21 protein-coding genes are annotated in these 25,175 nt (G+C 51.5%); 8 read left to right on the top strand and 13 right to left on the bottom strand.

Going from position 1 to position 25,175, the window contains the following annotated elements:
• Positions 1-22: 22 nt before the first annotated feature.
• The 6 genes from mglC to folE all read right to left on the bottom strand — a co-directional run bounded on the left by mglC (position 23) and on the right by folE (position 6,943).
• A complete protein-coding gene (gene mglC / locus SK38_RS01910; RefSeq protein ID WP_003027393.1) occupies positions 23-1,033 on the bottom strand; it encodes a galactose/methyl galactoside ABC transporter permease MglC in 1,011 nt (336 codons plus the stop codon).
• Positions 1,034-1,048: 15 nt separating this feature from the next.
• Positions 1,049-2,569 carry a galactose/methyl galactoside ABC transporter ATP-binding protein MglA gene (gene mglA, locus SK38_RS01905; protein ID WP_003027396.1) on the bottom strand — a complete coding sequence of 507 codons (1,521 nt, stop codon included), beginning with the start codon at positions 2,567-2,569 and terminating at the stop codon, positions 1,049-1,051.
• 71 nt (positions 2,570-2,640) lie between these two features.
• Positions 2,641-3,639, bottom strand: coding sequence for a galactose/glucose ABC transporter substrate-binding protein MglB (gene mglB, locus SK38_RS01900; protein ID WP_003027399.1), 999 nt, complete (start codon positions 3,637-3,639; stop codon positions 2,641-2,643).
• 293 nt (positions 3,640-3,932) lie between these two features.
• Complete coding sequence (galS, locus tag SK38_RS01895; protein WP_032943995.1) at positions 3,933-4,958, bottom strand: HTH-type transcriptional regulator GalS; 1,026 nt, start codon at positions 4,956-4,958, stop codon at positions 3,933-3,935.
• A gap of 144 nt (positions 4,959-5,102) precedes the next feature.
• Positions 5,103-6,260: a DUF418 domain-containing protein YeiB gene (gene yeiB / locus SK38_RS01890; protein WP_032944001.1), complete on the bottom strand. Its 1,158-nt coding sequence runs from the start codon at positions 6,258-6,260 to the stop codon at positions 5,103-5,105.
• A gap of 14 nt (positions 6,261-6,274) precedes the next feature.
• Positions 6,275-6,943, bottom strand: a complete 669-nt coding sequence (folE, locus tag SK38_RS01885) for a GTP cyclohydrolase I FolE (protein ID WP_003027410.1) — start codon at positions 6,941-6,943, stop codon at positions 6,275-6,277.
• A 322-nt stretch (positions 6,944-7,265) separates the two neighbouring features.
• Between folE and fghA the strand changes: the two genes are divergently transcribed.
• Entirely contained in the window at positions 7,266-8,102 is an 837-nt protein-coding gene (gene fghA / locus SK38_RS01880; protein ID WP_008785267.1) for an S-formylglutathione hydrolase, read from the top strand.
• Positions 8,103-8,381: 279 nt separating this feature from the next.
• Positions 8,382-10,367, top strand: a complete 1,986-nt coding sequence (locus tag SK38_RS01875) for a ligand-gated channel protein (RefSeq protein WP_032944002.1) — start codon at positions 8,382-8,384, stop codon at positions 10,365-10,367.
• Positions 10,368-10,438: 71 nt separating this feature from the next.
• Here the strand turns inward: SK38_RS01875 and lysP are convergent, their stop codons facing one another.
• Both lysP and yieE read right to left on the bottom strand, forming a co-directional pair.
• Complete coding sequence (lysP, locus tag SK38_RS01870) at positions 10,439-11,908, bottom strand: lysine-specific permease (RefSeq protein ID WP_003834517.1); 1,470 nt, start codon at positions 11,906-11,908, stop codon at positions 10,439-10,441.
• Between the two features lie 195 nt (positions 11,909-12,103).
• On the bottom strand, positions 12,104-12,985 hold the full coding sequence (yieE, locus tag SK38_RS01865) for a DNA-binding transcriptional regulator YeiE (protein WP_003834519.1): 882 nt from the start codon (positions 12,983-12,985) through the stop codon (positions 12,104-12,106).
• A 315-nt stretch (positions 12,986-13,300) separates the two neighbouring features.
• Between yieE and SK38_RS01860 the strand changes: the two genes are divergently transcribed.
• Both SK38_RS01860 and nfo read left to right on the top strand, forming a co-directional pair.
• A complete protein-coding gene (locus SK38_RS01860; RefSeq protein WP_008785269.1) occupies positions 13,301-14,350 on the top strand; it encodes a YeiH family protein in 1,050 nt (349 codons plus the stop codon).
• A 71-nt stretch (positions 14,351-14,421) separates the two neighbouring features.
• On the top strand, positions 14,422-15,279 hold the full coding sequence (gene nfo / locus SK38_RS01855) for a deoxyribonuclease IV (RefSeq protein WP_032944004.1): 858 nt from the start codon (positions 14,422-14,424) through the stop codon (positions 15,277-15,279).
• Positions 15,280-15,311: 32 nt separating this feature from the next.
• Here nfo and hypT read toward each other — a convergent pair whose 3' ends face one another.
• Positions 15,312-16,223 (bottom strand): hypochlorite stress DNA-binding transcriptional regulator HypT, encoded by a 912-nt coding sequence (hypT, locus tag SK38_RS01850; RefSeq protein WP_048234906.1) that lies wholly within the window; start codon positions 16,221-16,223, stop codon positions 15,312-15,314.
• A gap of 353 nt (positions 16,224-16,576) precedes the next feature.
• Here hypT and SK38_RS01840 point away from each other — a divergent pair, with 353 nt between their 5' ends.
• Together SK38_RS01840 and SK38_RS01835 are read left to right on the top strand one after the other, a co-directional pair.
• Entirely contained in the window at positions 16,577-17,296 is a 720-nt protein-coding gene (locus SK38_RS01840) for a cysteate racemase (RefSeq protein ID WP_048234902.1), read from the top strand.
• A gap of 75 nt (positions 17,297-17,371) precedes the next feature.
• Positions 17,372-18,670 carry an anaerobic C4-dicarboxylate transporter gene (locus SK38_RS01835; RefSeq protein ID WP_008785273.1) on the top strand — a complete coding sequence of 433 codons (1,299 nt, stop codon included), beginning with the start codon at positions 17,372-17,374 and terminating at the stop codon, positions 18,668-18,670.
• A gap of 107 nt (positions 18,671-18,777) precedes the next feature.
• On the opposite strand, the gene fruA is transcribed toward SK38_RS01835, so the two are convergent.
• From fruA to fruB, 3 genes are read right to left on the bottom strand one after another with little or no spacing between them, the layout of a single operon-like run.
• A complete protein-coding gene (gene fruA / locus SK38_RS01830; RefSeq protein WP_048215908.1) occupies positions 18,778-20,466 on the bottom strand; it encodes a PTS fructose transporter subunit IIBC in 1,689 nt (562 codons plus the stop codon).
• 16 nt (positions 20,467-20,482) lie between these two features.
• Positions 20,483-21,421, bottom strand: coding sequence for a 1-phosphofructokinase (gene fruK, locus SK38_RS01825; RefSeq protein ID WP_003834544.1), 939 nt, complete (start codon positions 21,419-21,421; stop codon positions 20,483-20,485).
• Entirely contained in the window at positions 21,421-22,551 is a 1,131-nt protein-coding gene (fruB, locus tag SK38_RS01820; protein WP_048234901.1) for a fused PTS fructose transporter subunit IIA/HPr protein, read from the bottom strand. The genes fruK and fruB overlap by 1 nt, the downstream gene beginning before the upstream one ends.
• A 368-nt stretch (positions 22,552-22,919) precedes the next feature.
• Here fruB and setB point away from each other — a divergent pair, with 368 nt between their 5' ends.
• The gene (gene setB, locus SK38_RS01810) at positions 22,920-24,101 is read left to right on the top strand and encodes a sugar efflux transporter SetB (RefSeq protein WP_003834548.1); all 1,182 of its coding nucleotides are present in this window, start codon (positions 22,920-22,922) and stop codon (positions 24,099-24,101) included.
• Here the strand turns inward: setB and SK38_RS23480 are convergent.
• On the bottom strand, positions 24,098-24,352 hold the full coding sequence (locus SK38_RS23480; protein WP_008785278.1) for a YkgJ family cysteine cluster protein: 255 nt from the start codon (positions 24,350-24,352) through the stop codon (positions 24,098-24,100). The two genes, setB and SK38_RS23480, sit on opposite strands and share 4 nt — an antisense overlap.
• Before the next feature lie 157 nt (positions 24,353-24,509).
• On the opposite strand from SK38_RS23480, the gene yeiP reads away from it, so the two are divergent.
• Positions 24,510-25,082 carry an elongation factor P-like protein YeiP gene (gene yeiP / locus SK38_RS01805; RefSeq protein WP_003027452.1) on the top strand — a complete coding sequence of 191 codons (573 nt, stop codon included), beginning with the start codon at positions 24,510-24,512 and terminating at the stop codon, positions 25,080-25,082.
• Positions 25,083-25,175 lie beyond the last annotated feature (93 nt).

The raw sequence follows: 25,175 nt of genomic DNA, 5'->3' as shown, positions 1-25,175 counted from the left end.
GTTTTATTTTTCTCTTCCCAGATTACTTCTTACGCGCGTACTTCAGTGAGTCCAGCGCGACCGCGAAGATGATAATGCCGCCTTTGATAATATACTGCCAGTAAGGGTTCACGCCGATGTAGGTCAAACCGTAGTTGATGACGGTGAAGATGATCACACCGGTCACTACGCCAAACACGGTACCTACCCCGCCGCTGAACGACACGCCGCCAACCACGCACGCCGCAATCGCATCCAGCTCATACATAAAGCCGAGGTTGTTGGTCGCTGAGCCGATACGTCCGGCTTCCAGCAAACCACCGAAGGCATAGAACACGCCAGACAACGCATAGATAATCAGCAGGTTCAGCGCAACGTTTACACCGGACACTTTCGCAGCTTCCGGGTTTCCGCCGATGGCGAAAATGTTTTTACCGAAGCGGGTCTTGTTCCACAGCACCCACACAAAAGCCACCGCAATCAGCGCATAGAAAGTGATGTAGGAGAGTCGGAAACTGCCCAGTGCAATAAAGCCCTGCGCAAAGGTTGAGAATCCACTGTCAAAGCCAGAAATTGGCGATGCGCCGACGAAGTCGTAGTACAGGGAGTTGATCCCGTAAACGATAATCATCGTACCCAGTGTGGTAATAAACGGCGTTACGTTCAGATAAGCAATGATAATACCGTTCACCAGACCGATAATGGCGCCAATCACGCAGACAATCAGCACCACTACAATGATCGGCATCGTCGCCATTTCCGGGAACACCTTGTTGGCATTCTCCATCGACTGCAACAGAGTTGCCGCCACCACTGCCGCCAGGCCAACCTGACGCCCCGCCGACAGGTCGGTCCCTTGGGTAACAATCAGTCCAGCCACACCCAATGCGATAATAATACGCACCGAGGATTGCGTGAGAATATTACTCAGGTTCAGTAAGCTTAAGAAAGTGGGATCCTGGAAAATAATAATCGCCAGCAAAACCAAAAGAACAACGTAAATTCCGCCTTCTTTCAGGTAAGTAAGAAAACTTTTCTTATTTAACGCACTCATGAGGAGCCCCTAATCTTAAAGGTGCAAAGACGCAAGACGGAGGATTTCGTTTTGCGTTGTTGTTTTAGTGTCAACAATTCCAGCAACGAGACCATTGCTCATCACCAGAATACGATCGGTAATACCCAGCAGCTCCGGCATTTCAGAGGAAATAATAATAATCCCCTTATCCTTTTTCGCGAGTTCGGCAATCAACTGATAAATTTCAAATTTCGCACCAACATCGATTCCGCGCGTCGGTTCATCCAGCATCAGAATTTCTGGCTGGGTTAATAACCAACGACCAATAACCACTTTTTGCTGATTACCGCCAGAAAGTGAACCGATTTGCGTACGATGACCCGGCGTTTTTACCCTCATAGAGTCAATTACCCACTGGGTATCACTCTTCATGCGGGAATTATCCAGCAGACCGACTTTGTTTTTGTAATTTTGGATATTAGAAATTAACGAGTTAAAACCAATGTCCAGATACGCATAAATACCGGTTGAGCGGCGCTCTTCCGTGACCAGTGCAAAACCATGGTTGATGGCTTCATTTGCACTGTGGTTATTAATCTTTTTGCCGTGTAGCGTAATCGTACCCGATGACTTCTCACGAATACCAAAAAGCGTTTCAACGATATCCGTGCGTTTTGCGCCTACCAGACCGGCAATCCCAAGAATTTCCCCTTTGTGCAAATCAAACGAGATATCACGAATCGACGGCTGGCGCAGCGAGGTCAGGTTACGCACTTGCAGAATGACTTCACCAGGTTTGTTTTCTTTATCCGGAAAACGTTGGTTCAGTGAACGTCCAACCATCATGGCGATGATCTTATCCATATCCAGCCCTTCCAGCGGCTGGGTCGCAATCCACTGGCCATCGCGCAGAACGGTAATTTCATCGCACAGCTGGAAGATTTCTTCCATTTTGTGAGAGATATAAACAATACCGCATCCACGCTCTTTCAGCTTACGGATGATGGTGAACAGATGGTTAACTTCTTTTTCGGTTAACGATGAAGTTGGCTCATCCATGATGACGATTTTGGCGTCATAGGAGAATGCTTTCGCAATTTCAATCATCTGCATTTGTGAAACGGATAATGTGCCGACACGCGCACGCGGATCGATATCAATATCCAGTTCATCAAATATCGCTTTGGTATCGCGGTACATTTTTTCCTGATCGACAAACATGCCTTTGGTGGGATAGCGTCCCAGCCACATGTTGTCCATTACAGAACGTTGTAATACCAGGTTTAATTCCTGGTGTACCATCGAAATACCATTTTCAAGCGCTTCTTTCGCAGAATGAAAATCGATTTCTTTACCCTGAAATAAAATACTGCCGGAATCTTTTTGATAGATGCCGAAAAGACATTTCAATAATGTTGATTTCCCCGCTCCATTCTCTCCCATGAGGGCGTGAATAGAATGCGGGCGGACTTTTAAATTGACATTATCAAGCGCCTTAACGCCGGGGAAGGACTTGTTGATGCCGGTCATTTCCAACAAGTATTCGCCTGACGACTGAGTATGTGTGCTGACCATAATTATACCTTGTTGGCCTTGCAGAGTGCGTTATTAAGGGCGCAATGAAATTGCGCCCACATACGGAGTATTTATTTGTTGGTGAACTCTGCCAGATTATCTTTATCGACACCTACGTACGGTACGCGAACAATCTTGTTCTCAATTTTCCAGTTAGTGCCATCTGCCGCACCTTTGCCGTCAGCCAGGTTTTTCGCCAGATCGAAGGTGGCTTTCGCCTGGTTGTTGGCATCGTTCAGGACGGTACCGGCCATGGCGCCAGATTTCACCAGAGCCAGCGCTTCAGGCAGCGCATCCACACCAAATACTGGTACGCTGGTTTTGTTGTGCGCTTTCAGCGCTTCAACTGCACCCATTGCCATCGCATCGTTGTTAGCGATAACCACTTCAATTTTGTTCGCGTTTGGACCAGACATCCACGCATCCATCTTATCTTTCGCCTGAGCGGTATCCCACATTGCAGTATCTAACTGCAGCTGCTCAGTTTTAATGCCTTTGTCGTTCAGCTCTTTAATCACGTAAGTGGTACGTGCTTCAGCATCCGGGTGTCCCGGTTCGCCTTTCAGCAGAACAAACTGAATTTTGCCGTCTTTGTTCAGGTCCCAGTTCGGGTTAGCTGCCCAGTGTTTGGCAATCAAATCACCCTGAATAATGCCGGACTCTTTAGAGTCGGTACCGACGTAATACGCTTTGTCATAGCTGTCCAGCGCTTTACGAGAAGGTTCTTTGTTGAAGAATACGATCGGTACGTTCTGTCCGCGTGCTTTTTCAATGACCGTGCCAGCAGCTGCCGGGTCAACCAGGTTAATCGCCAGTGCTTTAACGCCTTTTGCCAGCAGCACGTCGATCTGATCGTTTTGTTTGGACTGGTCGTTCTGCGAGTCGTTCATCAGCAGCTGTACATCTGGTGCCGCTTTGGCATCTTTTTCAATAGCCTTACGTACTACAGACATAAAGTTATCGTCATACTTATAGATAGTCACACCAATGCGGGTATCAGCAGCGTGCGCAGCCGCGCCGAATAACATGCTTGCCATTACAGCAGACAGGGTCAACACCTTCTTATTCATGGTATCTCCGGTTTTATTATGCAGGGTAGTACTTGAGATAAATGCTCGGCAGGCAGAACGTTACTGAAGTGTTACTGAACGCCGAAGCTCACTTTTAAAAAATATTTCTTCCGTGTCTGGCAACGCTCCAAAAACAGGCTTTAATTTTTGTTTAAGGCACCTATACCTCGATGAAAGTGATTATTCACCGTTACATAGTAGTTACAGCGCAACAAACAGTGTCATCATAGCTATCGCATTGTTAATATACTGTGAATTTACTCACATATTGAAAGCGGTTACATCGCGCAACGTTATGAGTTAGTGATCGGTGCCGCATTCTGCCGCAGCGCTACTGAATGACGACGCACCAGCGTTGGCATAAAACAATGCGATGCCTGCGGATCCAACGTGCCAGCCGCACCCTGTAGCGCAAGCTCCGTCGCCATTTTTGCCATTGAGGCAATGGGATAGCGCACAGTGGTTAGCTGCGGATCGGTGTAACGCGCGATGGGAATATCATCGAAGCCAATGATAGAAAGGTGTAATGGAATAGCGATGCCGTTATCTTTTAGCGCAGTCAGCGCGCCGGCTGCCATATTGTCGTTATAAGCGAAGACCGCCGTCAGTTGTAAGTTACGCCCCAGCAATTCCACCATCGCGGACTCTCCGCCCTGCATATCGGGCGAACCGGTGCCGACCCAGCTTTCTGCCGCAACAATCCCTTGCTCTTTCAGGGCAGTTAACCATCCTTCTTTGCGCATGGCGTCATCTTCAATGCGGTGGCTTGATGCCAGATAACCGATGCGTTGATGACCATTATTTAGCAGCATTCGGGTAGCCATTTTGGCACCGCTGATGTTATCCAGGCAGACGCAACGGTGGGCGTAGCCAGGAACAAGGCGGTTGATCAGTACCATGCCGGGGATTTGATCCATAAACTCGGCCAGTTCCCGATCGCTCAGCGCTTTAGAGTGTACAATCAGCGCGTTACAGCGTTGGCGAATCAACACCTCAATGGCATGACGTTCTTTTTCCGCCTCATGGTAGCTGTTGCCAATCAGGACATACTTCTGATGCTGCTGGGCAACCATATCCACGGCTTTTACCAGCGCGCCAAAAAACGCATCTGATACATCCATGACGACAACACCAATCGTGTCGCTAACCTGCGTCGCCAGCGCTTGTGCGTTGGCATTAGGTCGATAGCCAAGCTGAGTGACTGCCTTCATTACCGCTTCACGCGTATCGGGACTCACCAGCGCACTGTTGTTCAGTACGCGGGAAACGGTCGCTACAGAAACGCCAGACTGCCGTGCCACATCACGAATGGTTACCATATTCACTGCCCTGTTTTAGATTGCGGCTGCCCGCAGACACCCCAGGCTGGGTATTTTGTCAGCACAATGAAACGGACTGCGTGAGTGATGTCACAGGAATGAAAGCGCTTACATCCATTTTGTTAATGAATGTGATCCAGATCGTTATCTGGATGTTCGTGGTAATGATGTCCCCGCAGCACGCAGGGTTAATTGACGCCACAGCCATTCCACCGGGCCCTGGCGGTAAAAACGCAGCCATATGACAGAGAAAAGTAAGTTAATCGCCCAGACCGGGATGACGAAAAACAGCAGCTCCAGCCGGTCAAATTTCATAAATAAACCGGCCTGATAAAACAACGTGGTGCAGATTAAGGTTTGTAACAGATAGTTGGTTAATGCCATGCGCCCCACACAGGCGATAGCAATGACCCATTTGAAGCGACTAAGCTGCGGCCAGAAACCAAACATCAGCGCGGCATAACCAATGGTTTGCAAAGGCGCACCCAACTCTCGCGGGGCTTGTAACAGGAAGGCACACCAGCGGTAGGACCAGTCCAGTTGCCACTGGGCGACGATAGCAGGCAGGTTAATCGCCATGCCGATAATAACCAGCAAAACGCCAGTGCGTCGATAATGCTGCAAACTGTACTGCCCTTTTAGCCAGCCACTACGCATTAATGCCGCGCCGAGTAGCATCATCCCCGCCAGTTGCCAGCCATATTGCGCGCCTAACGCCAGCAAGCTATTGGACATCATATCCACGCGATTGCTGATTGCTTCCATTCCGCCGTTCACTTTCCAGTATTTTTCATACAGCAACGCTGAAGCATCCGGTGTCCAGGCGCGGCTGGTTTCGCTCCCGGAGATCACTCCCAGCAGCAGCAGTACGCCAACGCCCACCAGATACAGCAGCACACCGGTGTTAAATAAGCTTTTTACCGACGGCGCATCCCGGATCAGCCGCCAACAAATCAGGCCGATCAAGCCATATGCCAGCAGGATATCGCCATCCCAGAAGAGTAAACCGTGAATGAATCCCAACAGCACCAGCAACGTAAGCCGCGACTGGATCCAGCGTTTACCACGCGGGAGCAGCATTTGCAGACCAGCACCAAACAGCAGAGCAAACAGCGTGAGGAATTTTACCTGCGCGAAGAGATCGAGCAGCGCCCAGGTCCAGGCGTCGGATAAGGTGATGTTGCCATACCAGGCGGGATTGAGGTATGCCGCCTTTGGCAAGCCAAAGGCGCTAATATTGAGAAGCAGGATACCAAGAATGGCGACGCCACGAATAAAATCCAGCGTGACATTACGCTCCATGGTTCCTGCCCTAATCAGTTGTGATGACGTACTGCGCGCAGAAATTCCTGACGCGTGTTCTGGCTGGACTTAAACAATCCGCCAAGAGAAGTGGTGGTGGTCGCACTGGTCGCATCGCGAATGCCGCGCGCTTTCACACAGTAATGCACCGCATCAATCGATACCGCCACATTATTCGTCCCGAGCAGCGTTTGCAGCGCGGTGAGAATTTGCTGGGTCAGACGTTCCTGTACCTGCGGACGCTGTGCAAAGAACTGCACAATGCGGTTAATCTTCGACAGACCAATGACCGAATCTTTCGGAATATACGCCACCGTCGCTTTGCCATCGATAGTGACAAAGTGGTGTTCGCAGGTGCTGGTCAGCGTGATATCACGAACCGTGACCATCTCGTCCACCTTCATTTTGTTTTCAATGACGGTGATTTTCGGGAAGTTGGCGTAATCGAGGCCGGAGAAAATCTCATCGACATACATTTTCGCAATGCGATGCGGAGTTTCCATCAGACTGTCATCGCTCAAATCGAGATTGAGCAATTGCATAATCTCGGTCATATGGCCAGAGATAAGACGTTTGCGTGTTTCGTTATCCATCTCTTGCACGGGCGGGCGCAGCGGGGTTTCGAGACCACGCGCAACCAGCGCTTCATGAACCAGTGCCGCTTCTTTACTGAGTGATGACATTTCTTCTTCTCCTGCAGGTGGGGCGCCTCTGCCCTGCATGGGGCAAAGTTTTTAGGCTGTGTCACAGCCAGAACATTGTGCGTGAGGCGGCGCACATAATCCAGTATTCACCGTGATAATTATTGAAATTGGCACAGCCTTTCAGCATTGCTGATTTCACTTGTCGTTCAGCCCGGTGACGTCGAGTGTTAATGTAAAGTTATATAGATGATGAAGTATGTTTGCTCAATGCGGAAGTGAAAGTTACTCACAGTGCTATGAATAATCTGTATTATGATGAGTTCGCAAACACATTCAGGTTCAACACAACAAGGAGCCACGCATGGAAATGCTTGAAGAGCACCGCTGTTTTGAAGGCTGGCAGCAACGCTGGCGTCACGACTCCGCCACGTTAAATTGCGCCATGACCTTCAGTATTTTTCTTCCACCACCCCGTGATAACGCCGCGCCTCCGGTGCTGTACTGGCTGTCGGGCCTGACCTGTAATGATGAAAACTTCACTACCAAAGCAGGCGCGCAGCGCATTGCAGCTGAGCTGGGTATTGTTCTCGTGATGCCGGACACCAGCCCGCGCGGCGAGCAGGTTGCCAACGATGATGGCTACGATTTAGGTCAAGGGGCCGGATTTTACCTCAATGCCACCCAGCAGCCGTGGGCAACGCATTTTCGTATGTATGACTATCTGCGTGATGAGCTTCCGGCACTGATTCAGTCGCAGTTTAACGTCAGCGATCGCTGCGCCATCAGCGGACACTCCATGGGCGGCCACGGCGCATTGATTATGGCGCTGAAAAATCCCGGGAGATACACCAGCGTTTCCGCCTTTGCGCCGATCGTAAACCCTTGTCGCGTTCCGTGGGGTGAGAAGGCTTTTAGCGCTTATCTGGGCGAAGATAAAACACAGTGGGCAGAGTGGGATAGCTGCGCGTTAATGCTGGCCAGCAAACCCGCAGACGCGATCCCGACGTTAATCGATCAGGGAGACAGCGATCAGTTTCTTGCCGATCAGTTGCAGCCCGCGGTACTGGCCGAAACTGCCCGTCAGACCGCATGGCCAATGACGCTACGCATCCAGCCTGGTTACGACCACAGCTATTACTTCATTGCGTCGTTTATTGAGGATCACCTGCGCTTCCACGCCCAGTATTTGCTGAAGTAATTCCTGAGTTGAGGGCGGAAGCCCTCTTCATTTCTCCATCATTCCTTCACTTTTTCTCCTTTTTTCTTCCCCCACTATCTTATTGATTAAAAAAGCATTTCACTCCAAACCATATCAAACACAAATGATTTCTATTATCATTTGTGTTTACAAATATTCATACTTTTGTACAATCCCCCCGCTTCTTTACTGAAAAGAGTCCTTAAAAGACAAATACATACAATTGTCATGGCCTTTCACATGACGCGCAGTTTGATTCATTTAAATGGAATGATACAAATGACTATACCTCACGTTAAGGCTGTAGCTGCCGCAGTATGCGTCGCCTGCCTCCCATCACTCGGCCATGGCGCTGAACAAGACACCGTGGTCGTTACCGCTACCGGTTTCGAGCAGAAAATTCAGGATGCCCCGGCTTCAATATCTGTTATTACCAAGCAGCAGATTGAGGACAAAGCCTATCGAGATGTCACCGATGCGCTAAAAGATGTCCCTGGCGTCGTCGTCACTGGCGGGGGGAGCAGTAGCGATATCAGTATTCGCGGTATGGCTTCGCAATACACACTCTTCCTGGTCAACGGTAAACGCATCAGCACCCGCGGTACACGTCCTAACAGCGACAACTCAGGTATTGAGCAAGGTTGGCTGCCGCCGCTGGAATCCATCGAGCGTATCGAGGTAATCCGCGGCCCGATGTCGTCCCTCTATGGCTCTGATGCGATGGGCGGCGTCATTAACGTCATCACCAAAAAAGTGTCGAATACTAAAGCCTGGACCGGCTCTTTGCACGGCGATGCCACTTTCCAGGAAGACAGAGACTCCGGCGATATTTACCAGACCAACGCCTATGCGTCTGGACCACTGATTGACGGATTACTTGGCGCGAAGGTGACCGGATTATTCTCCCACCGCGCAGAAGATGAAATCGTAAATGGCTACAATGAACAGCGTATGCGTAGCGGGGGATTAACCCTGAACTTTACGCCAGATGATAAAAACGACATCGATTTCGATTACGCACGTGAATTGCAGGATCGCGACAGTACGCCAGGCAAATCCATGGCAGAGGAAAACTGCCGTAACGGAAGCTGTAAGCCCAACAGTAAAAGCGAAAACAAGTATGTGCACACCACGTACTCAATAACCCACAGCGGTTATTACGACGACTTCAACTCCACCAGCTATGTCCAGCAGGAAGAGACCGACAACCCCGGTCGCCAGATGAAGTCCTACAACACGATTTTCAATAACCAGAACCAGGTATTCCTTGGGGCGCACACCCTGACGTTGGGCGGGCAATACCGTTATGAAAAACTACGCGATAACGGCAACCAGCTGCAAGCGGCTGATGGACTGAACAAACTGACCCGCTGGAGCTGGGCGCTGTTTGCTGAAGATGAATGGGCCATTACCGATACCTTCACGCTGACCGGCGGTCTGCGTATGGATAAGGATGAAAACTACGGTGACAACTGGACGCCGCGCGGCTATGGCGTATGGCATCTGAGCGATCAGTGGACCTTAAAAGGTGGCGTTTCCGCGGGCTATCGTGCACCGGATCTGCGCCAGTCTTCTGCCAGTTGGGGACAGGTCACCGGCGGCGGCCGTCTGAACGGAATCATTGTCGGCAACCCGGACCTGAAACCGGAGAAAAGCCTCAGCGAAGAGATCGGTTTACTGTGGGATAACGGCAACAACCTCAACGCAGGCGTTACATTGTTCAATACCGACTTTAAAAACAAAATCACCGAAGTTCGCCGTTGTAACAGCAGTTCCGATCCGGCCTGCACCATCGGCAATACGACTTATGACTTCGTCAGCGATCGCGTTAACGTCGATAAAGCCAATATGCGCGGCGTAGAATCCACCTTCGGCTGGAAAATAACCTCCGACGTCAACTGGACCGCGAACTACACCTACACGGAATCTGAGCAGAAAAGCGGTCAGTTCTCTGGCCAGCCGTTGAACAAAATGCCGAAGCATATGTTTAACACGACGCTGGACTGGCAGGCCACCCAGGATCTCGGTTTCTGGAGCCGTCTGAATCTGCGCGGGAAAACGTCTGAATACCTGAGCCGTACCTCCATGGCCCAGGGCACGCCGTCCTATACTCAGGTCGATGTTGGTTTACGTTACTATGCAACCAAGGATCTGTTGATGACCGCTGGCGTGTATAACGTGCTGGATAAACAAATCGATTACGATACCTACGACACCGTTCTTGATGGACGTCGTTACACGGTTGGCATGACTTACAGCTTCTAAGTCTGGCGCAATAAAAAACCCCGGCACTCATCATGCCGGGGTTTTGTTTTTTCTGCCGTAGCTGGTAAGAATTATTTCTTCACGCGCCCCGGGAATTTCATTTCGCTATAGCGAACAAAACGGGTTCCTTTGGTCAGCTTATAGCCAAACCAGATAATCAGGAACAGCGGGATACCGATATAGGTAGCCATCACGCCGCCCCAGTCAATGCTGTCTTTCAGGAACGCTTCGTAGTTCTGACCCAGGGTGATAATCAGGCACAGCACAAAGGCGAAGATCGGCCCCAGCGGGAAAAAGCCAGAACGGTACGGCAGGTCCTTCACATCGTGACCCTGCAGCACATAACCGCGACGGAAGCGATAGTGGCTAATAGCAATCCCCAGCCAGGCGATAAAGCCCGTCATCCCGGAAGTATTCAGCAGCCACAGATACACGGTCTGGTTGCCAAACATTGAAGTCAGGAAGCACAGCCCCGCCACCACGGTGGTCGCATACAGCGCGTTACGCGGTACGCCGCCACGAGACAGTTTGCCGAAAATACGCGGCGCTTTACCGTCACATGCCAGGGTATAAAGCATACGCGTGGAGGCGTACATCCCGGAGTTACCTGCCGACAGCACCGCCGTCAGGATAACTGCGTTCATCACCGCTGCCGCAGACAGCAGACCCGCATGCTGGAATACCAGCGTGAACGGGCTAACGCTGATGTCTTTTACATCGTTACGCAGCAGGCTTGGATCGGTGTACGGAATGATCAGGCTGATAATCAAAATCGCGAACACATAGAACAGCAGGATTCGCCAGAATACCTGACGTACCGCACGTGGAATGTTCTTTTCAGGATCTTCAGATTCGCCAGCCGCGATACCGATAAGCTCTGTCCCCTGGAAGGAGAAGCCGACTATCATCGCCACGCCAATCATCGCAGCAAAACCACCGGCAAACGGTGCATCACCGGTCGTCCAGTTGCTCCAGCCCACCGGCTGAGCGCCTTTGAAGATACCGAAAATCATCATCACACCAACCACGATGAAGATAATGACGGTGGTAACTTTGATCAGTGAGAACCAATATTCCGCTTCACCAAATCCGCGAACGGAAATGTAGTTCAGCAGGAAGATAACGCCGAGGAACAGCGCACTCCAGATCCAGCCCGGCGTGTCCGGGAACCACCAGCTCATCACCAGCTGTGCGGCCACCAGATCAACGGCAATCGTTACCGCCCAGTTGTACCAGTAGTTCCAGCCCAGCGCGAAGCCAAAGCCCTCTTCTACGTAGTTCTGACCGTAGGTGGAAAACGAGCCGGAAACCGGCATATAGGCAGCCAGTTCACCGAGGCTGGTCATCAGGAAGTACACCATCAGACCGATCAGAATATAAGAGAACAACGCGCCGCCTGGACCCGCTGCAGAAATAGTTGCACCAGATGCAACGAAAAGACCTGTACCGATGGAGCCTCCAATGGCAATCATCGTCAGGTGACGCGCCTTCAGTTCACGACGTAGCGTGGGCGCTTCTGTGGTTTTAGTTTCGGAAACCATGTGAAAATGCTATCCATCCAAAAAATGAGGCGCGATTGTAGCAGACGAAATGGCATTCTTCCGGCACAAATACGCTGTTATAAGAGACCTTCATGACTGGCCGCGGATTATAAGTAAAGCAGAAAATTTGCGGCGCACAGCGGTTAAGATATAACCGCCGTTCTATAAAGAGATGACCTTACGACTGTAAGCGCCCTATTCGCCCAGCTCGACCTGGTCGCTGTAATGCAAAAATCGCGTAATGGCATTGGAGATGTGTTTTTGCCTGTGATGCACGCGCCAGAGAGTGCGGACTAAACGCGGCAGCGGCACGGGAACTTCGCTCAGCGTTCCCGCCTGCAGCTGCTCCGCAATGACCCGACGCGACAAGCAGCTGATCCCGAGACCATGGCGTACCGCATGCTTAATGGCCTCTGAGTTACCCAACTCCATTGCCATCTGAAATCTCGGCAGATGAGATAACAGCAGGTAATCCACCAGTTCACGCGTACCGGATCCTCGCTCACGCAGGATCCACGGCGAAGCCGCCAGCTGTTCCAGCGTAACAGGCCCCTTTGTGAGCGGTGACGACGGTGCGGCAAACACCACCAGCTCGTCTTCCAGCCACGGTTCAGAGATAATTTCAGTACTGTGACACGGCCCTTCGATCAGCCCAATGTCTACCCGAAAATCAAGCACAGCATTGATCACATCCTGACTGTTACCCACGCTCAGCTCGAGCGGCAAATCAGGAAAATCCTGCCGATAGCGGGCGATCATAGCAGGCAAGATATAGTTACCAATGGTGCTACTGGCATAGACCCGAATAGCACCATTATCTTCGCGAAAAAGCTGCTCGATTTCGGTCGTTTGCTCAAGTAACGCCAACGCTCGTGGGTAGAGCAAACGCCCGTGCTCATTGACCACTAGCCGTTTGCCGACGCGGTCAAACAGTTGCACGCCGAGTTGCCCTTCCAGATCGGTAAGTGCCGCACTCACCGCCGATTGCGACAATGCCAGCATGACAGACGCCTGGGTCGTTGAACCGCTTTTTAGTACCTCAGCAAACACTTCAAGTTGTCGCAAGGTGATATGCATAGTCGTTTTCCACCGGATATCCGTTACTTATACCCTAAATAATTCGAGTTGCAGGAAGGCGGCAAGAGAGAGACAAATTCGTCAGGAACGAATTTGACCAGCCAAAGGCTGGCCTCTGGTGAGGGACATGGATGTCCCTCATTAATCCCCGGGAGCGTACTTAAGTACGTGACTGGGGTGAACGAGCGCAGCCAACGCACATGCAACTTGAAGTATGACGGGTATACCACTTATATAGATTAATTATAAATATATAATCAATTTTATTTTTAAACCACTTCGCCGTACTCTTTTACCCAGATAAAGGAGAAGGATATGACAGAACTCACCTTGCAGACTCATCGTCGTACAGCGTGGCATTTTATTCCGGGGCTTGCCCTGAGTGCAGTTATCACTGGGGTTGCCTTATGGGGTGGATCTATTCCCGCCGTCGCAGGTGCCGGGTTCAGCGCCCTCACCTTAGCAATCTTGTTGGGGATGGTCCTCGGCAACACCGTCTATCCGCACATCTGGAAAAGCTGTGACGGCGGCGTGCTGTTTGCTAAACAACATTTATTACGTTTGGGGATCATCCTCTACGGCTTCCGCCTCACCTTCGCGCAAATTGCTGACGTCGGCGTCAGCGGTATCGTGATTGATGTGTTAACGCTGAGCAGTACCTTTTTGATTGCCTGCTTCCTGGGGCAGAAAGTGTTTGGTCTGGACCGCCACACCAGTTGGCTGATTGGTGCGGGGAGCAGCATTTGTGGTGCCGCCGCCGTGCTGGCAACCGAGCCGGTAGTGAAAGCGGAAGCCAGTAAGGTAACCGTCGCTGTTGCCACCGTGGTGATCTTCGGTACCATCGCTATCTTCCTGTATCCGGCAATGTATCCGCTGCTGGCACACTGGTTTAGCCCAGAAACCTACGGCATTTACATTGGTTCCACCATGCATGAAGTAGCACAGGTAGTGGCTGCCGGGCACGCCATTAACCCGGATGCGGAAAACGCCGCGGTTATTGCCAAAATGCTGCGTGTCATGATGCTGGCACCGTTCCTCATCCTCCTGGCCGCACGCGTTAAACAGTTGTCTCCGGCTACGGGCGGTGAGAAAAGCAAAATCACTATTCCATGGTTTGCCATCCTGTTCATTGTGGTCGCGATTTTTAACTCGTTCCACCTGCTGCCGCAGTCGGTTGTGAACATGCTGGTAACGCTGGACACCATTTTGCTGGCAATGGCAATGGCTGCACTGGGGTTAACCACTCACGTTAGCGCACTGAAAAAAGCCGGTGCCAAACCGTTACTGATGGCCCTGCTGCTGTTTGTCTGGCTGATTGTCGGTGGTGGTGCGATTAACGTCGCTGTCCACGCCCTGATGGCATAAACGATCACGACTCACCTCCATTAACCCGCTATACTCTCCCTTTTTGTATTTGAGTATGGCGGGTTAAATTTATGAAATATATCGGAGCGCACGTAAGCGCCGCTGGCGGTCTGGCTAACGCCGCTATTCGAGCCGCAGAAATCGAAGCGACCGCATTCGCCCTGTTCACCAAGAATCAACGCCAGTGGCGTGCTGCGCCGCTAACCACCGAAATCATTGATGATTTCAAATCTGCCTGCGAGAAGTACCACTACACCTCCGCACAAATCCTGCCTCACGACAGTTACCTGATTAACCTCGGTCACCCGGTCAGCGATGCGCTGGAAAAATCGCGTGATGCGTTTCTTGATGAAATGCAACGCTGTGAACTGCTTGGCTTATCCCTGCTGAACTTTCACCCGGGCAGCCATTTGATGCAGATCCCGGAAGATGAATGTCTGGCGCGCATTGCCGAATCCATCAACATCGTCCTCGCTCAGACCCAGGGCGTTACGGCAGTTATCGAAAATACCGCCGGACAAGGTAGTAATCTGGGATTCAAGTTTGAGCACCTGGCCGCCATTATCGACGGCGTCGAAGATAAGTCCCGTGTTGGCGTTTGTATTGATACCTGCCACGCTTTCGCGGCGGGTTACGATTTGCGTTCCGCAGAAGAGTGCGAAAAGACGTTTGCGGAATTTGAACGCATTGTCGGTTTCAAGTATCTACGCGGTATGCACCTGAACGACGCCAAGAGCGCGTTTGGCAGTCGCGTTGACCGTCATCACAGCCTGGGTGAAGGTAATATTGGCCATGATGCCTTCCGTTGGATTATGCAGGATAATCGTTTTGACGGTATTCCGCTGGTACTGGAAACCATTAATCCGGATATATGGGCCGAAGAGATCGCCTGGCTGAAAGCCCAGCAAACAGAAAAAGCAGTGGCGTAACGATCTCCGCGCGCCAGACAAGCTGGCGCGTATCAAGTGAGCGTAACCAGATCCTCTGGCATATGGTTGTACAAAATCCGCCAGAAATGCTCAGCCGTTTTATTCAAACGGGTATCCATTCGGTAAATATAAGCCTGAATTGGCACCATCAACTCCGGCGTGTCCAGACAAACCAGGCGCTTATCCCGTAGTTCGTTCACGATCGTCCACGCTGGCAGCCAGGCGATACCATGACCATCCAATGCCATATTCTTCAATAGCTCACTCATCGAAGACATAAACAGCGTACGCGCTGAAATACTGCCCACCTCCGCCAGGTGACGGTTAACCAATCTTCCCATGTAGGAAGTGCTGGTATAGTTCAGAATCGGCACCTGCGGCTGATAGATATCAAACAACGCCTTACCCTGTGCATCCGCAGCACAGACGGGATAGAGCTCAGAATCAAAAACCTTCAAGCCGCAGAACGGTGACTGCATTAAGTCTTCATCGCGAAAGGAGATAATAAAATCACTTTTCCCCTCGCGCAGCGTATTCACCGCCTGGACTACGTCAATCGCTTCGACGTGGTAAACAAATTCTTCGCCCCATGCCGACATTGAATGTACTAATCTGGGCAACATCGTCAGCGACAGAGAATGTGCCGCCGCTATTTTGATATTGGGAACGCCAAGCAGGTTGTGACCACTTAGCTCATCTAAATTGCATTCCAGCTGTTGTAGCAGGCTACGGGTCTGCGAATGGAATAACTTACCCTCCTCCGTCAGCTGCAGTGGACTTGTCGTACGGTCAAACAGCAGCACCCCAACAGCGGATTCTAGCGCCTTGATCCGCCGACTAAATGCCGGTTGGGATAAGTTGCGCTCCTCTGCGGCCTGAGAAAAATGACGACACGCTTCCAGCGTCAGAAAATCATATAACCATTTTGTCTCGATATTTTTCATGCCTGTCACGCGGATGTTTAAATATGTCGATTAGTCTTAAGCATCATGCCTGAATATTCCCGGAGATGATATTCAACATCAGCATCTGGTGATTCGTTTTTTGCATAATACCTTCATTTTTGACATTAACATGTTTCTTTACCCATCGACCACGACCGCTCATCCACCGCTGAATGACGGGCCTCTGGCTGATTACCGGCCTGCCGAGGTGGTAAAAGACATCACACTCATGCGTTTTTTGCATTGAACCAAACATTATTGCATTTCTCCTCACGACACTCTGCTGTTAAACATAAGCACCAGATAGACACCAGCTCTGAATATTAAATATCGGTAAATTAGAGGTATATATCGTGAAAGGTTTAATTGGCGTACTTGGTGGTATGGGGCCTGCTGCAACCGTCGATCTTTTTAATAAATTCGTCACCTTTACCGCAGCACAACGCGATCAGGAACATATCCCATTAATTATTTCATCCATCCCTGATATTCCAGACCGAACTGATGCGTTAATGCATCATGGTCATTCCCCACTTCCGGCAATGCGTGATTATATGCACAAACTGGAAGATGCTGGTGCGGAGTGTATTGTGATCCCCTGTAATACCGCCCACTTTTGGTTTAATGAATTAAAAGAGTGCTGTCATACAGAGTTACTCAGTATCGTTGAAACAACCATGAATGAGGTCAAAAACTGCGGAAAATCACGTATCGGTTTACTTGCTACTAACGCCACCCTTTACATGGGACTCTACCAAAAAGGCATAGAATCTCTTGGTTTAACCTGCATCAGTCCTGATTCATCCGGTCAGGAAAAGGTCATGGAAAGTATTTATTGCTTAAAAGCCGGCGACCTTAAGCGGGCACAAACGCTGATGAATGAACAGGCTGAAGTGCTCTTCTCACGCGGCGCACAAATCATTGTACTGGGATGTACTGAAGTCCCCGTCATTCTTGCCGAAGCAGTCAGAAAGTCTCCAGATAAATATATTGACTCAACCGGATCATTAGTTCGCGCCGGTATTAAATGGTACGAAAAACGAGTTGGCAAACATCATCTTCTGGCGCAATAACAGCCGTCACCAGATTAATAAAGCATTAAACAACCACTTATTTTAATAACAAATTATTCTCTGGCGGAGGCCATTATGGTTTGGTTAGAAATTATCGTCGTGTTGGGTGCAATATTTTTTGGTATCCGCCTCGGCGGAATAGGTATCGGTTTATGCGGTGGTCTGGGGCTGGCTATTTTAACGTTGGGATTTGATCTGCAAATTGGCTCGCCACCCGTTGACGTTATCCTCATTATTATGACAGTTGTCGTGGCAGCATCGGCGCTACAGGCCGCAGGAGGTATGGATTATCTGGTTCGCGTTGCCGGTAATTTCATGCGGCGTAACCCTAAATATATCAATATTATTGCACCGATTATCACCTGGTCGATGACCATTATGGCCGGAACAGGGTTCATTGTATTTTCTACCCTGCCAGTGATTGCCGAAGTCGCCAAAGAGTCCGGTATCCGCCCTTCTCGTACGCTCGCCGGATCCGTAGTCGCCTCTCAGGTGGCGATATCCGGTTCGCCGATCAGTGCCGCAATGGCGGCTATGCTGACCATTATGGAAGGCAACGGTATCACTTTTATTCAGGTCATGGCGGTATGTCTGCCAGCTTCGTTTGTCGCCGCGATGGTCGCCGCTTTTATCGCCTCACGTCAGGGATGCGAGCTACAGGATGATGAAGTCTATCTGGAACGCCTGCAAAAAGGATTAGTGCGTAAATATGAAGGGCAAAACAGCACTACGCCGGGTGCCAAACTCTCAGTCGCCCTGTTTATGCTGGCAACGGTCGTCATCGTTATTCTTGCCGCCTGCCCGCAGCTACGCCCTGGATTCGATGCAGGCAACCCAATGAATACCCGGGATATCATCATTATCTGTATGTTGGCTGCCGCTTGCCTGATGGTGGTGTTATGCAAAACTTCAACCGATGCTATTGTCCTGACATCCACGTTTCGATCAGGGATGAGTTCACTGGCGGTCATTCTCGGGATTGTTACACTGGGAACGACCTTCATTGATGCCCACTTAGCGGAGATTAAGGATATCGCAGGCGATATTCTACGGGCTTATCCCATGCTGTTGGCACTGGTGCTGTTTGGTACCTGCGCGCTTCTCTACTCGCAAGGCGCCACCACGCCGCTGATCATCCCTCTGGCCGTTGCGCTCGGCGTGCCTACATGGGCAATTCTGGCCTCCTATGTGGCGGTAACCGGGGTGTTTGTTCTACCAACATACCCGACTTCTCTGGCGGCAATGGAGTTCGACACCACAGGGACAACGCGCGTGGGCAAGTATGTCTTAAACCATCCGTTTATGCTGCCAGGACTGGGTGGGATCATTGCTGGTGTTGCCTTTGGTTTTATCATCGCGCCAATGATTGCCTGACCCGTTTTATTAAGGCTGGATGGATTATTGTGGCGATGCTGCAACGGTATAGGTAAAAACATAAAAAAAGGGGCAGAGAATTCTCTGCCCCTGGTATTGACGTTAAATCAGGCCGCCTTTGCCACAACCTCAGCTTCCGGGCGCTTCAGCACCGCGTAGGAGAGACCGGCTACCAGCGTACCGGCAATAATTGCCAGCAGGTATCCTAACACCGGTGTGATTGCGCCTGGGATTAACAGGACAAACAGCCCGCCGTGTGGCGCCATCAGCTTCGCACCCACCGCCATCGAGATAGCCCCGGTAATCGCACCACCAACGATACAGCAAGGCAGAACGCGCATTGGGTCACGGGCAGCGAACGGGATTGCCCCTTCGGTGATAAAGCACAGGCCCAGTACCAGAGCAGCTTTACCGCCTTCCTGCTGCGCTTTGTCGAACTTACGACGCGCAACCAGCGTTGCCAGACCCAGAGCCAGCGGAGGTACCATACCCGCAGCCATAATGGCTGCCATAGGCGCATAAGTTTGCGTACTCAGCAGACCCACACCGAAAGCATACGCCGCCTTGTTAACCGGACCACCCATGTCGGTACACATCATGCCGCCAAGAATCGCGCCAAGCAGCACCGCATTGGCCGTACCCATGGTTTGCAGCCAGTGAGTCAAACCTTCCAGAATACCCGCCACCGGTTTGCCGATCAGGTAAATCATGGCCAGACCAACCACCAGGCTTGAGAACAGCGGAATGATCAGGATCGGTTTCAGCGCTTCCATACTCTGCGGGAGTTTCAGCTTCGTGCTGATAAGCTTCGCCACATAACCGGCAAGGAAACCAGCAATAATACCGCCAATAAAGCCGGAACCGGTGCTTACCGCCAGCATACCGCCGATAAGACCCGGCGTCAGACCCGGACGGTCAGCGATGGAAAACGCGATATAACCTGCCAGTACCGGCACCATCAGCGCGAAGGCTGAACCACCGCCAATCTGCATCAGCGCCGCCGCCAGCGTCCCCTGCTCTTTAAACGCTTCGATACCAAAAGCGAACGAGAGTGCAATACACAGACCGCCAGCAACCACCATCGGCAGCATGTAAGAGACGCCCGTCAGCAGGTGACGATACGCCCCCGCGCTCTCTTTCTTACTTTCGGTTGCTGAAGTCTGCGCTTTACCGGTTGGCTGGTACGGTGTTGCTTCTTCCAGCGCTTTGTCCAGCTCCTGCTTGGTTTTCTTCAACGCAAGACCGGTAGAGGTGCGGTACATCGGTTTGCCGGCAAACTTCGCCAGATCAACTTCAATATCAGCGGCCACAATCACCAGATCAGCCTGAGCCACCTCTTCCGGCGTAATGGCGTTACCTGCGCCAACAGAACCTCGGGTTTCAACCTTCACCCACCAGCCACGTTTTTTCGCTTCTGTTTCAATCGCTTCAGCGGCCATAAACGTATGAGCAACACCGGTCGGACACGCCGTCACCGCCACCACGCGTTTTGGACCACTGCTGGCCACAGGTGCTGTTGCAACCGGGGCGCTGTAGGGTTTTGCATGGCCTTTAGCTTCGCTGAGGAAGAGTTCAGGATGCGCAACCGCACGACCAATGTCGCCCAGCCAGACTTTTTTGCCGTTCAGCGAACTGTCGGCAGGAAGCGTATCGCCCAGAACAATTGCCAGTTCGGCATCATTCGGATTATCAATAATTTCCAGATGTGCTTTCTGTGCCGCCGCTCCAAGCAGGGTTTTCGCCATGTAAGCGCGAGCCTGGCCGAGATTAGCGTCAATAATCAGCAGCGTTTTCATTATGCCTCTCCTGCTGTCAGTTAAACGGTTTTAAGTCGACACGCGCCATCATTGCGGCCAACTGAGGACGATCGGTAATGCCTACATTACTTTGGCTTACCGCCAGGGCGGCAACAGCCGTCGCCAGACGCAGGGTATGTTCGCTGGACTCACGCATCAGCAGACCGTAAATCAGACCGCCAACCATTGAATCACCCGCGCCGACGGTGCTGACCACCTCAACTGACGGCGGTTTAGCAATCCACTCACCTGAGGCGTTAACCCACAGCGCACCTTCCGCGCCGAGTGAAATCACCACATGGGCGATCCCCTGTTCACGCAGCGCATGCGCCGCTTCAATCACATCTTTCATTTCCGGCAGCTTACGACCGGCCCAGATTTCCAGTTCGCGACGGTTTGGCTTCACCAGCCATGGTGCCGCTTTCAGGCCTGCTACCAACGCTTCACGACTACTATCAAAGATAATGCAAGGACACTGACTACGCAGGCGCGTCATCCAGTCGGTGAAGGCTTCCGGGCTCACGCCGGTTGGCAAACTGCCGCTGACGCACACCATGTCGAACTGGCCCAGCCAGCTCAGCGAATCATTCACAAAGCGTTCCCAGTCAGCCGGGGTAACTTCAAAACCAGAGAAGTTGAAGTCAGATACTTCACCGTCTTTTTCGGTCAGCTTGACGTTAATACGGGTACGGCCCTGCACGACCTGAAAACGGTTGGCAATGCCCAGCTCGCTGAACAACTGCTGAAAACCATCCTGGTTGTCTTTACCCAGGAAGCCGCCCACAGTGACATCGATACCTAAATCCTTCAAAACCTTAGCGACGTTGATCCCTTTCCCTGCCGCATGCAGACCGGTGGTTTTAACCAGGTTCACTTCACCGCGTTCAATTTCCGGGCAGAAACCCACCAGGTCGTAGGCCGGGTTAAGGGTGATAGTAGCAACACGTCTGCTCATTACGCGCCCTCCCCAAGACCTGCCGCGATGGCTTCGCCAATCGCCTTCAGCGCCTGTTCAGCATCTTCACCCTGTGCAGTAAAGCGCAGGTGATGTCCTTTCTTCACGCCTAACGCCACAACTTTCATCAGACTGCGTCCATTCGCCGGCTTGCCGGTTCCATCAAGATTTGTCACGGTAATTTCACTGTTAAATTGTTTAATCGTATTCACCAGCATGGTGCCCGGGCGGGCATGTAAACCATGCTCATTGCGCACAATAAATTCGGCGCTCAGTACATCATCAGTTAAGCCGTCATCGCTGGCCAGCAGTGCCAGCACCGTTGCCGCATCAGCTTTCAACAAACGGTCAGCTTTATTATTCAGCAGCAGATCGCCAAGGCGCTTCAGCACCGCAACCGGTTGATCGTCATTCATGGCGACGGTCACCAGCAGGGCTGCCGCTTCACCTTGTACATCGAACGCTGTTGCTGCACGGCTGACCGCAACGGCGCTACGCACGTTACCTTCAGCACAGTCATTCAGCCAGATCCCCTGACCAAGATTCATCGGCTGCTCATTGATTGCTCTGGCCACAAAGGTGGCGTCAACCGCACCGACTTCTTTCAGCCGTGCCGCGTTGAGTGCCTGCAGCGTCACCAGCGAGTTGGCCACGACATCCAGCGACAGCGTTTCGTTATCAAGCTTCAGCTGTTCACTTTGCTTTTCACCCATCAGCAGCGCACGCAGTTCTTCCGCCGTGGTCACAGATTTCAGCTGTTCAGCGACGGAGTCGTCGCTCAGCACGTGTGTCAGCTGACGCAGTAAACCGAGGTGTTCATCAGAGCTTGCGGCGATGCCGATTGCCACATAAGCAACCTGCCCTTCGCCCCAGGTCACGCCTTGCGGAAACTGAAATACCTGCACACCGGTTTTCAGTACCTGATCGCGCGTGTCCGTCGTACCGTGAGGAATCGCAATACCGTTGCCGAGGAACGTGGACGTCTGTTGTTCGCGCGCCAGCATGCCATCGACGTAGCCTTCCGAGACGTTACCCGCCTGCACTAAGGCAGCGGCAACCTGGCGAATAGCCTCTTCTTTATTCCCGGCCTGTTCGCCCGGGTGAATATCCTGAACAGATAACTGGAACATGATTCTCCTCTCCCGCTGAATTGAAACGATTCAGCCAACATGAGAAAAAAGGCGCCACCCGACTCCATCAGTTAAGGCAAGATGACGCTGAAACGTTTCAAGAAGTCTTGCTCTTTTTTCTTCAGCACACAAGTAAAGTTGACAAAATACTTGCTGAATTTAGAGATAACGCACATTTTCTCTGCGGAGGAGAAAAAAATGCTGACGCAAAAACGCCGTCAGCTTGTCAGATTCAGCAACGTCAGCAAACAGCATTCTTTGACTGAAATGCTATTTTGATTTTTGATGCCGATTTTGATTTGGCTCCCTGTTTATTTTCTGACAAGCGGCGTAAACTCCGCGTCTCTTCACATCATTGATATCAAAACATGCATAACACCCCCGTAGCCGCCACACCCAAGGCGTTTGATTTAACGTCTTCGGCGTTCCTGCTTGTCGCATTTCTGACGGGTATCGCCGGTGCGTTGCAGACGCCAACGCTCAGCCTTTTTCTGACGGATGAAGTCCACGCCCGTCCCGGCATGGTTGGGTTCTTTTTTACCGGTAGCGCTGTGATCGGTATTCTGGTAAGTCAGTTTCTGGCCGGACGTTCAGATAGAAAAGGCGATCGCAAGAACCTGATTGTGTTTTGCTGCGTGCTGGGGATGCTGGCCTGCGTGCTGTTCGCCTGGAACCGTAATTATTTTATCTTGCTTTTTGTCGGGGTATTCCTCAGCAGCTTTGGATCGACCGCCAACCCGCAAATGTTTGCTCTCGCCCGTGAACACGCCGACCGCACAGGTCGGGAAGCCGTCATGTTCAGCTCAATATTACGCGCACAGGTTTCGCTGGCCTGGGTAATTGGCCCGCCGCTGGCCTACGCGCTGGCCATGGGATTCAGCTTTACGGTGATGTATCTCAGCGCGGCGGTGGCGTTTGTTGTCTGCGGTGTAATGGTCTGGCTGTTTTTACCCTCAATGAGTAAAAACGTGCCTCTCGCGACAGGCGCAGTTGAGGCCCCGCGCCGCAATCGACGCGACACGTTGCTGCTGTTTGTTATCTGCACATTAATGTGGGGAACCAATAGTCTCTATATCATTAATATGCCGCTGTTTATCATCAACGAACTGCATCTGCCAGAAAAACTGGCTGGCATCATGATGGGCACCGCAGCCGGACTGGAAATCCCAACCATGCTGATTGCTGGCTATTTTGCAAAGCGTCTGGGTAAACGTCTGTTGATGAGAATTGCCGTCGTTGCCGGATTCTTCTTTTATGCCGGCATGCTGCTGGCTCACTCTCCGGCGATATTGCTTGGCTTACAGCTGCTGAACGCGATTTACATCGGTATTCTCGGCGGGATTGGTATGCTCTATTTCCAGGACCTGATGCCGGGACAGGCAGGTTCAGCCACCACCCTCTATACGAATACCATTCGCGTGGGCTGGATTATTGCCGGATCGCTGGCAGGGATTGCCGCTGAAATTTGGAACTATCACGCGGTGTTCTGGTTTGCGCTGGTGATGATCGTCGCCACCGTCGCGTGCCTGGCGCGCATCAAGGACGTTTAAGGCGCGGTTAGCGCTTCAAGCTCGATGAGATAAACCATGGCCTGGTGCGTCGTCCGCCCGCACATTTCCGCACTGGGCTGTAAACCGCCGCACACCTTTGGTCGTAGCGGCGACGCAAAAATTTTGCAACGCAGGGATTCATCCAACTGAACGCAGGGCGTATTAGCGGGCTTGCCATCAGGCATACCGGGGATGGGACTGGAGATTGAAGGCGCGGTGCAGCATGCACCACAATCCGGACGGCATTCCATACAGTACTCTCTTAATCGTAAACCATCGGATTGTGCGGGAAGGGCACAGTACCACCTTTTTTGCACCAGCAAAAGCATGAATTCCGCTTGCCTGAATGCCCCGGCGCGAGTAGTTTTACGCGATATTTTAGACACTCCTCACTACAGGATTTTTTCGATGCCAAGAGCGAACGAAATTAAAAAAGGTATGGTACTGAACTACAACGGCAAGCTGCTGATTGTAAAAGATATCGATATTCAATCACCGTCTGCACGTGGTGCAGCCACGCTGTACAAAATGCGTTTTTCTGATGTGCGTACCGGTCTGAAAGTTGAAGAGCGCTTCAAAGGCGACGATATCGTGGATACCGTCACTCTGAGCCGTCGTGGCGTTGATTTTTCCTACGTCGATGGCAACGAATACATCTTTATGGATAAAGAAGACTATACCCCGTATACCTTCACCAAAGACCAGATTGAAGAAGAGCTGCTGTTCATGCCGGAAGGCGGGATGCCGGACATGCAGGTCCTGACCTGGGATGGCCAGCTACTGGCGCTTGAACTGCCGCAGACCGTAGACCTGGAAATCGTTGAAACCTCACCGGGGATTAAAGGTGCTTCAGCGAGTGCGCGCAACAAGCCAGCAACCCTGAGCACCGGTCTGGTGATCCAGGTTCCTGAGTATCTGAGTGCGGGTGAAAAAATCCGTATTCATATCGAAGAACGTCGCTATATGGGCCGTGCAGATTAAGCTCCTGTCGTTACAGGTGAACCAAAGATAATGACATGTTGTCTCTGGCAAAATGTTCCGTTCACTTTAGTGATATCACTTCTCTGAAACGAT

The organism is Citrobacter sp. MGH110 (genome assembly GCF_001037515.1).
GTDB lineage: Bacteria > Pseudomonadota > Gammaproteobacteria > Enterobacterales > Enterobacteriaceae > Citrobacter > Citrobacter portucalensis.
The sequence above is the reverse complement of the archived record's forward strand: the minus strand, read 5'-3'. Positions and strand labels throughout refer to the sequence as shown.

Excerpts from the sequence above, each read along its gene's own strand:
- mglC (WP_003027393.1), bottom strand. The coding sequence starts at position 1,033 with ATGAGTGCGTTAAATAAGAAAAGTTTTCTTACTTACCTGAAAGAAGGC.
- mglA (WP_003027396.1), bottom strand. The coding sequence starts at position 2,569 with ATGGTCAGCACACATACTCAGTCGTCAGGCGAATACTTGTTGGAAATG.
- mglB (WP_003027399.1), bottom strand. The coding sequence starts at position 3,639 with ATGAATAAGAAGGTGTTGACCCTGTCTGCTGTAATGGCAAGCATGTTA.
- galS (WP_032943995.1), bottom strand. The coding sequence starts at position 4,958 with ATGGTAACCATTCGTGATGTGGCACGGCAGTCTGGCGTTTCTGTAGCG.
- yeiB (WP_032944001.1), bottom strand. The coding sequence starts at position 6,260 with ATGGAGCGTAATGTCACGCTGGATTTTATTCGTGGCGTCGCCATTCTT.
- folE (WP_003027410.1), bottom strand. The coding sequence starts at position 6,943 with ATGTCATCACTCAGTAAAGAAGCGGCACTGGTTCATGAAGCGCTGGTT.
- fghA (WP_008785267.1), top strand. The coding sequence starts at position 7,266 with ATGGAAATGCTTGAAGAGCACCGCTGTTTTGAAGGCTGGCAGCAACGC.
- SK38_RS01875 (WP_032944002.1), top strand. The coding sequence starts at position 8,382 with ATGACTATACCTCACGTTAAGGCTGTAGCTGCCGCAGTATGCGTCGCC.
- lysP (WP_003834517.1), bottom strand. The coding sequence starts at position 11,908 with ATGGTTTCCGAAACTAAAACCACAGAAGCGCCCACGCTACGTCGTGAA.
- yieE (WP_003834519.1), bottom strand. The coding sequence starts at position 12,985 with ATGCATATCACCTTGCGACAACTTGAAGTGTTTGCTGAGGTACTAAAA.
- SK38_RS01860 (WP_008785269.1), top strand. The coding sequence starts at position 13,301 with ATGACAGAACTCACCTTGCAGACTCATCGTCGTACAGCGTGGCATTTT.
- nfo (WP_032944004.1), top strand. The coding sequence starts at position 14,422 with ATGAAATATATCGGAGCGCACGTAAGCGCCGCTGGCGGTCTGGCTAAC.
- hypT (WP_048234906.1), bottom strand. The coding sequence starts at position 16,223 with ATGAAAAATATCGAGACAAAATGGTTATATGATTTTCTGACGCTGGAA.
- SK38_RS01835 (WP_008785273.1), top strand. The coding sequence starts at position 17,372 with ATGGTTTGGTTAGAAATTATCGTCGTGTTGGGTGCAATATTTTTTGGT.
- fruA (WP_048215908.1), bottom strand. The coding sequence starts at position 20,466 with ATGAAAACGCTGCTGATTATTGACGCTAATCTCGGCCAGGCTCGCGCT.
- fruK (WP_003834544.1), bottom strand. The coding sequence starts at position 21,421 with ATGAGCAGACGTGTTGCTACTATCACCCTTAACCCGGCCTACGACCTG.
- fruB (WP_048234901.1), bottom strand. The coding sequence starts at position 22,551 with ATGTTCCAGTTATCTGTTCAGGATATTCACCCGGGCGAACAGGCCGGG.
- setB (WP_003834548.1), top strand. The coding sequence starts at position 22,920 with ATGCATAACACCCCCGTAGCCGCCACACCCAAGGCGTTTGATTTAACG.
- SK38_RS23480 (WP_008785278.1), bottom strand. The coding sequence starts at position 24,352 with ATGGAATGCCGTCCGGATTGTGGTGCATGCTGCACCGCGCCTTCAATC.
- yeiP (WP_003027452.1), top strand. The coding sequence starts at position 24,510 with ATGCCAAGAGCGAACGAAATTAAAAAAGGTATGGTACTGAACTACAAC.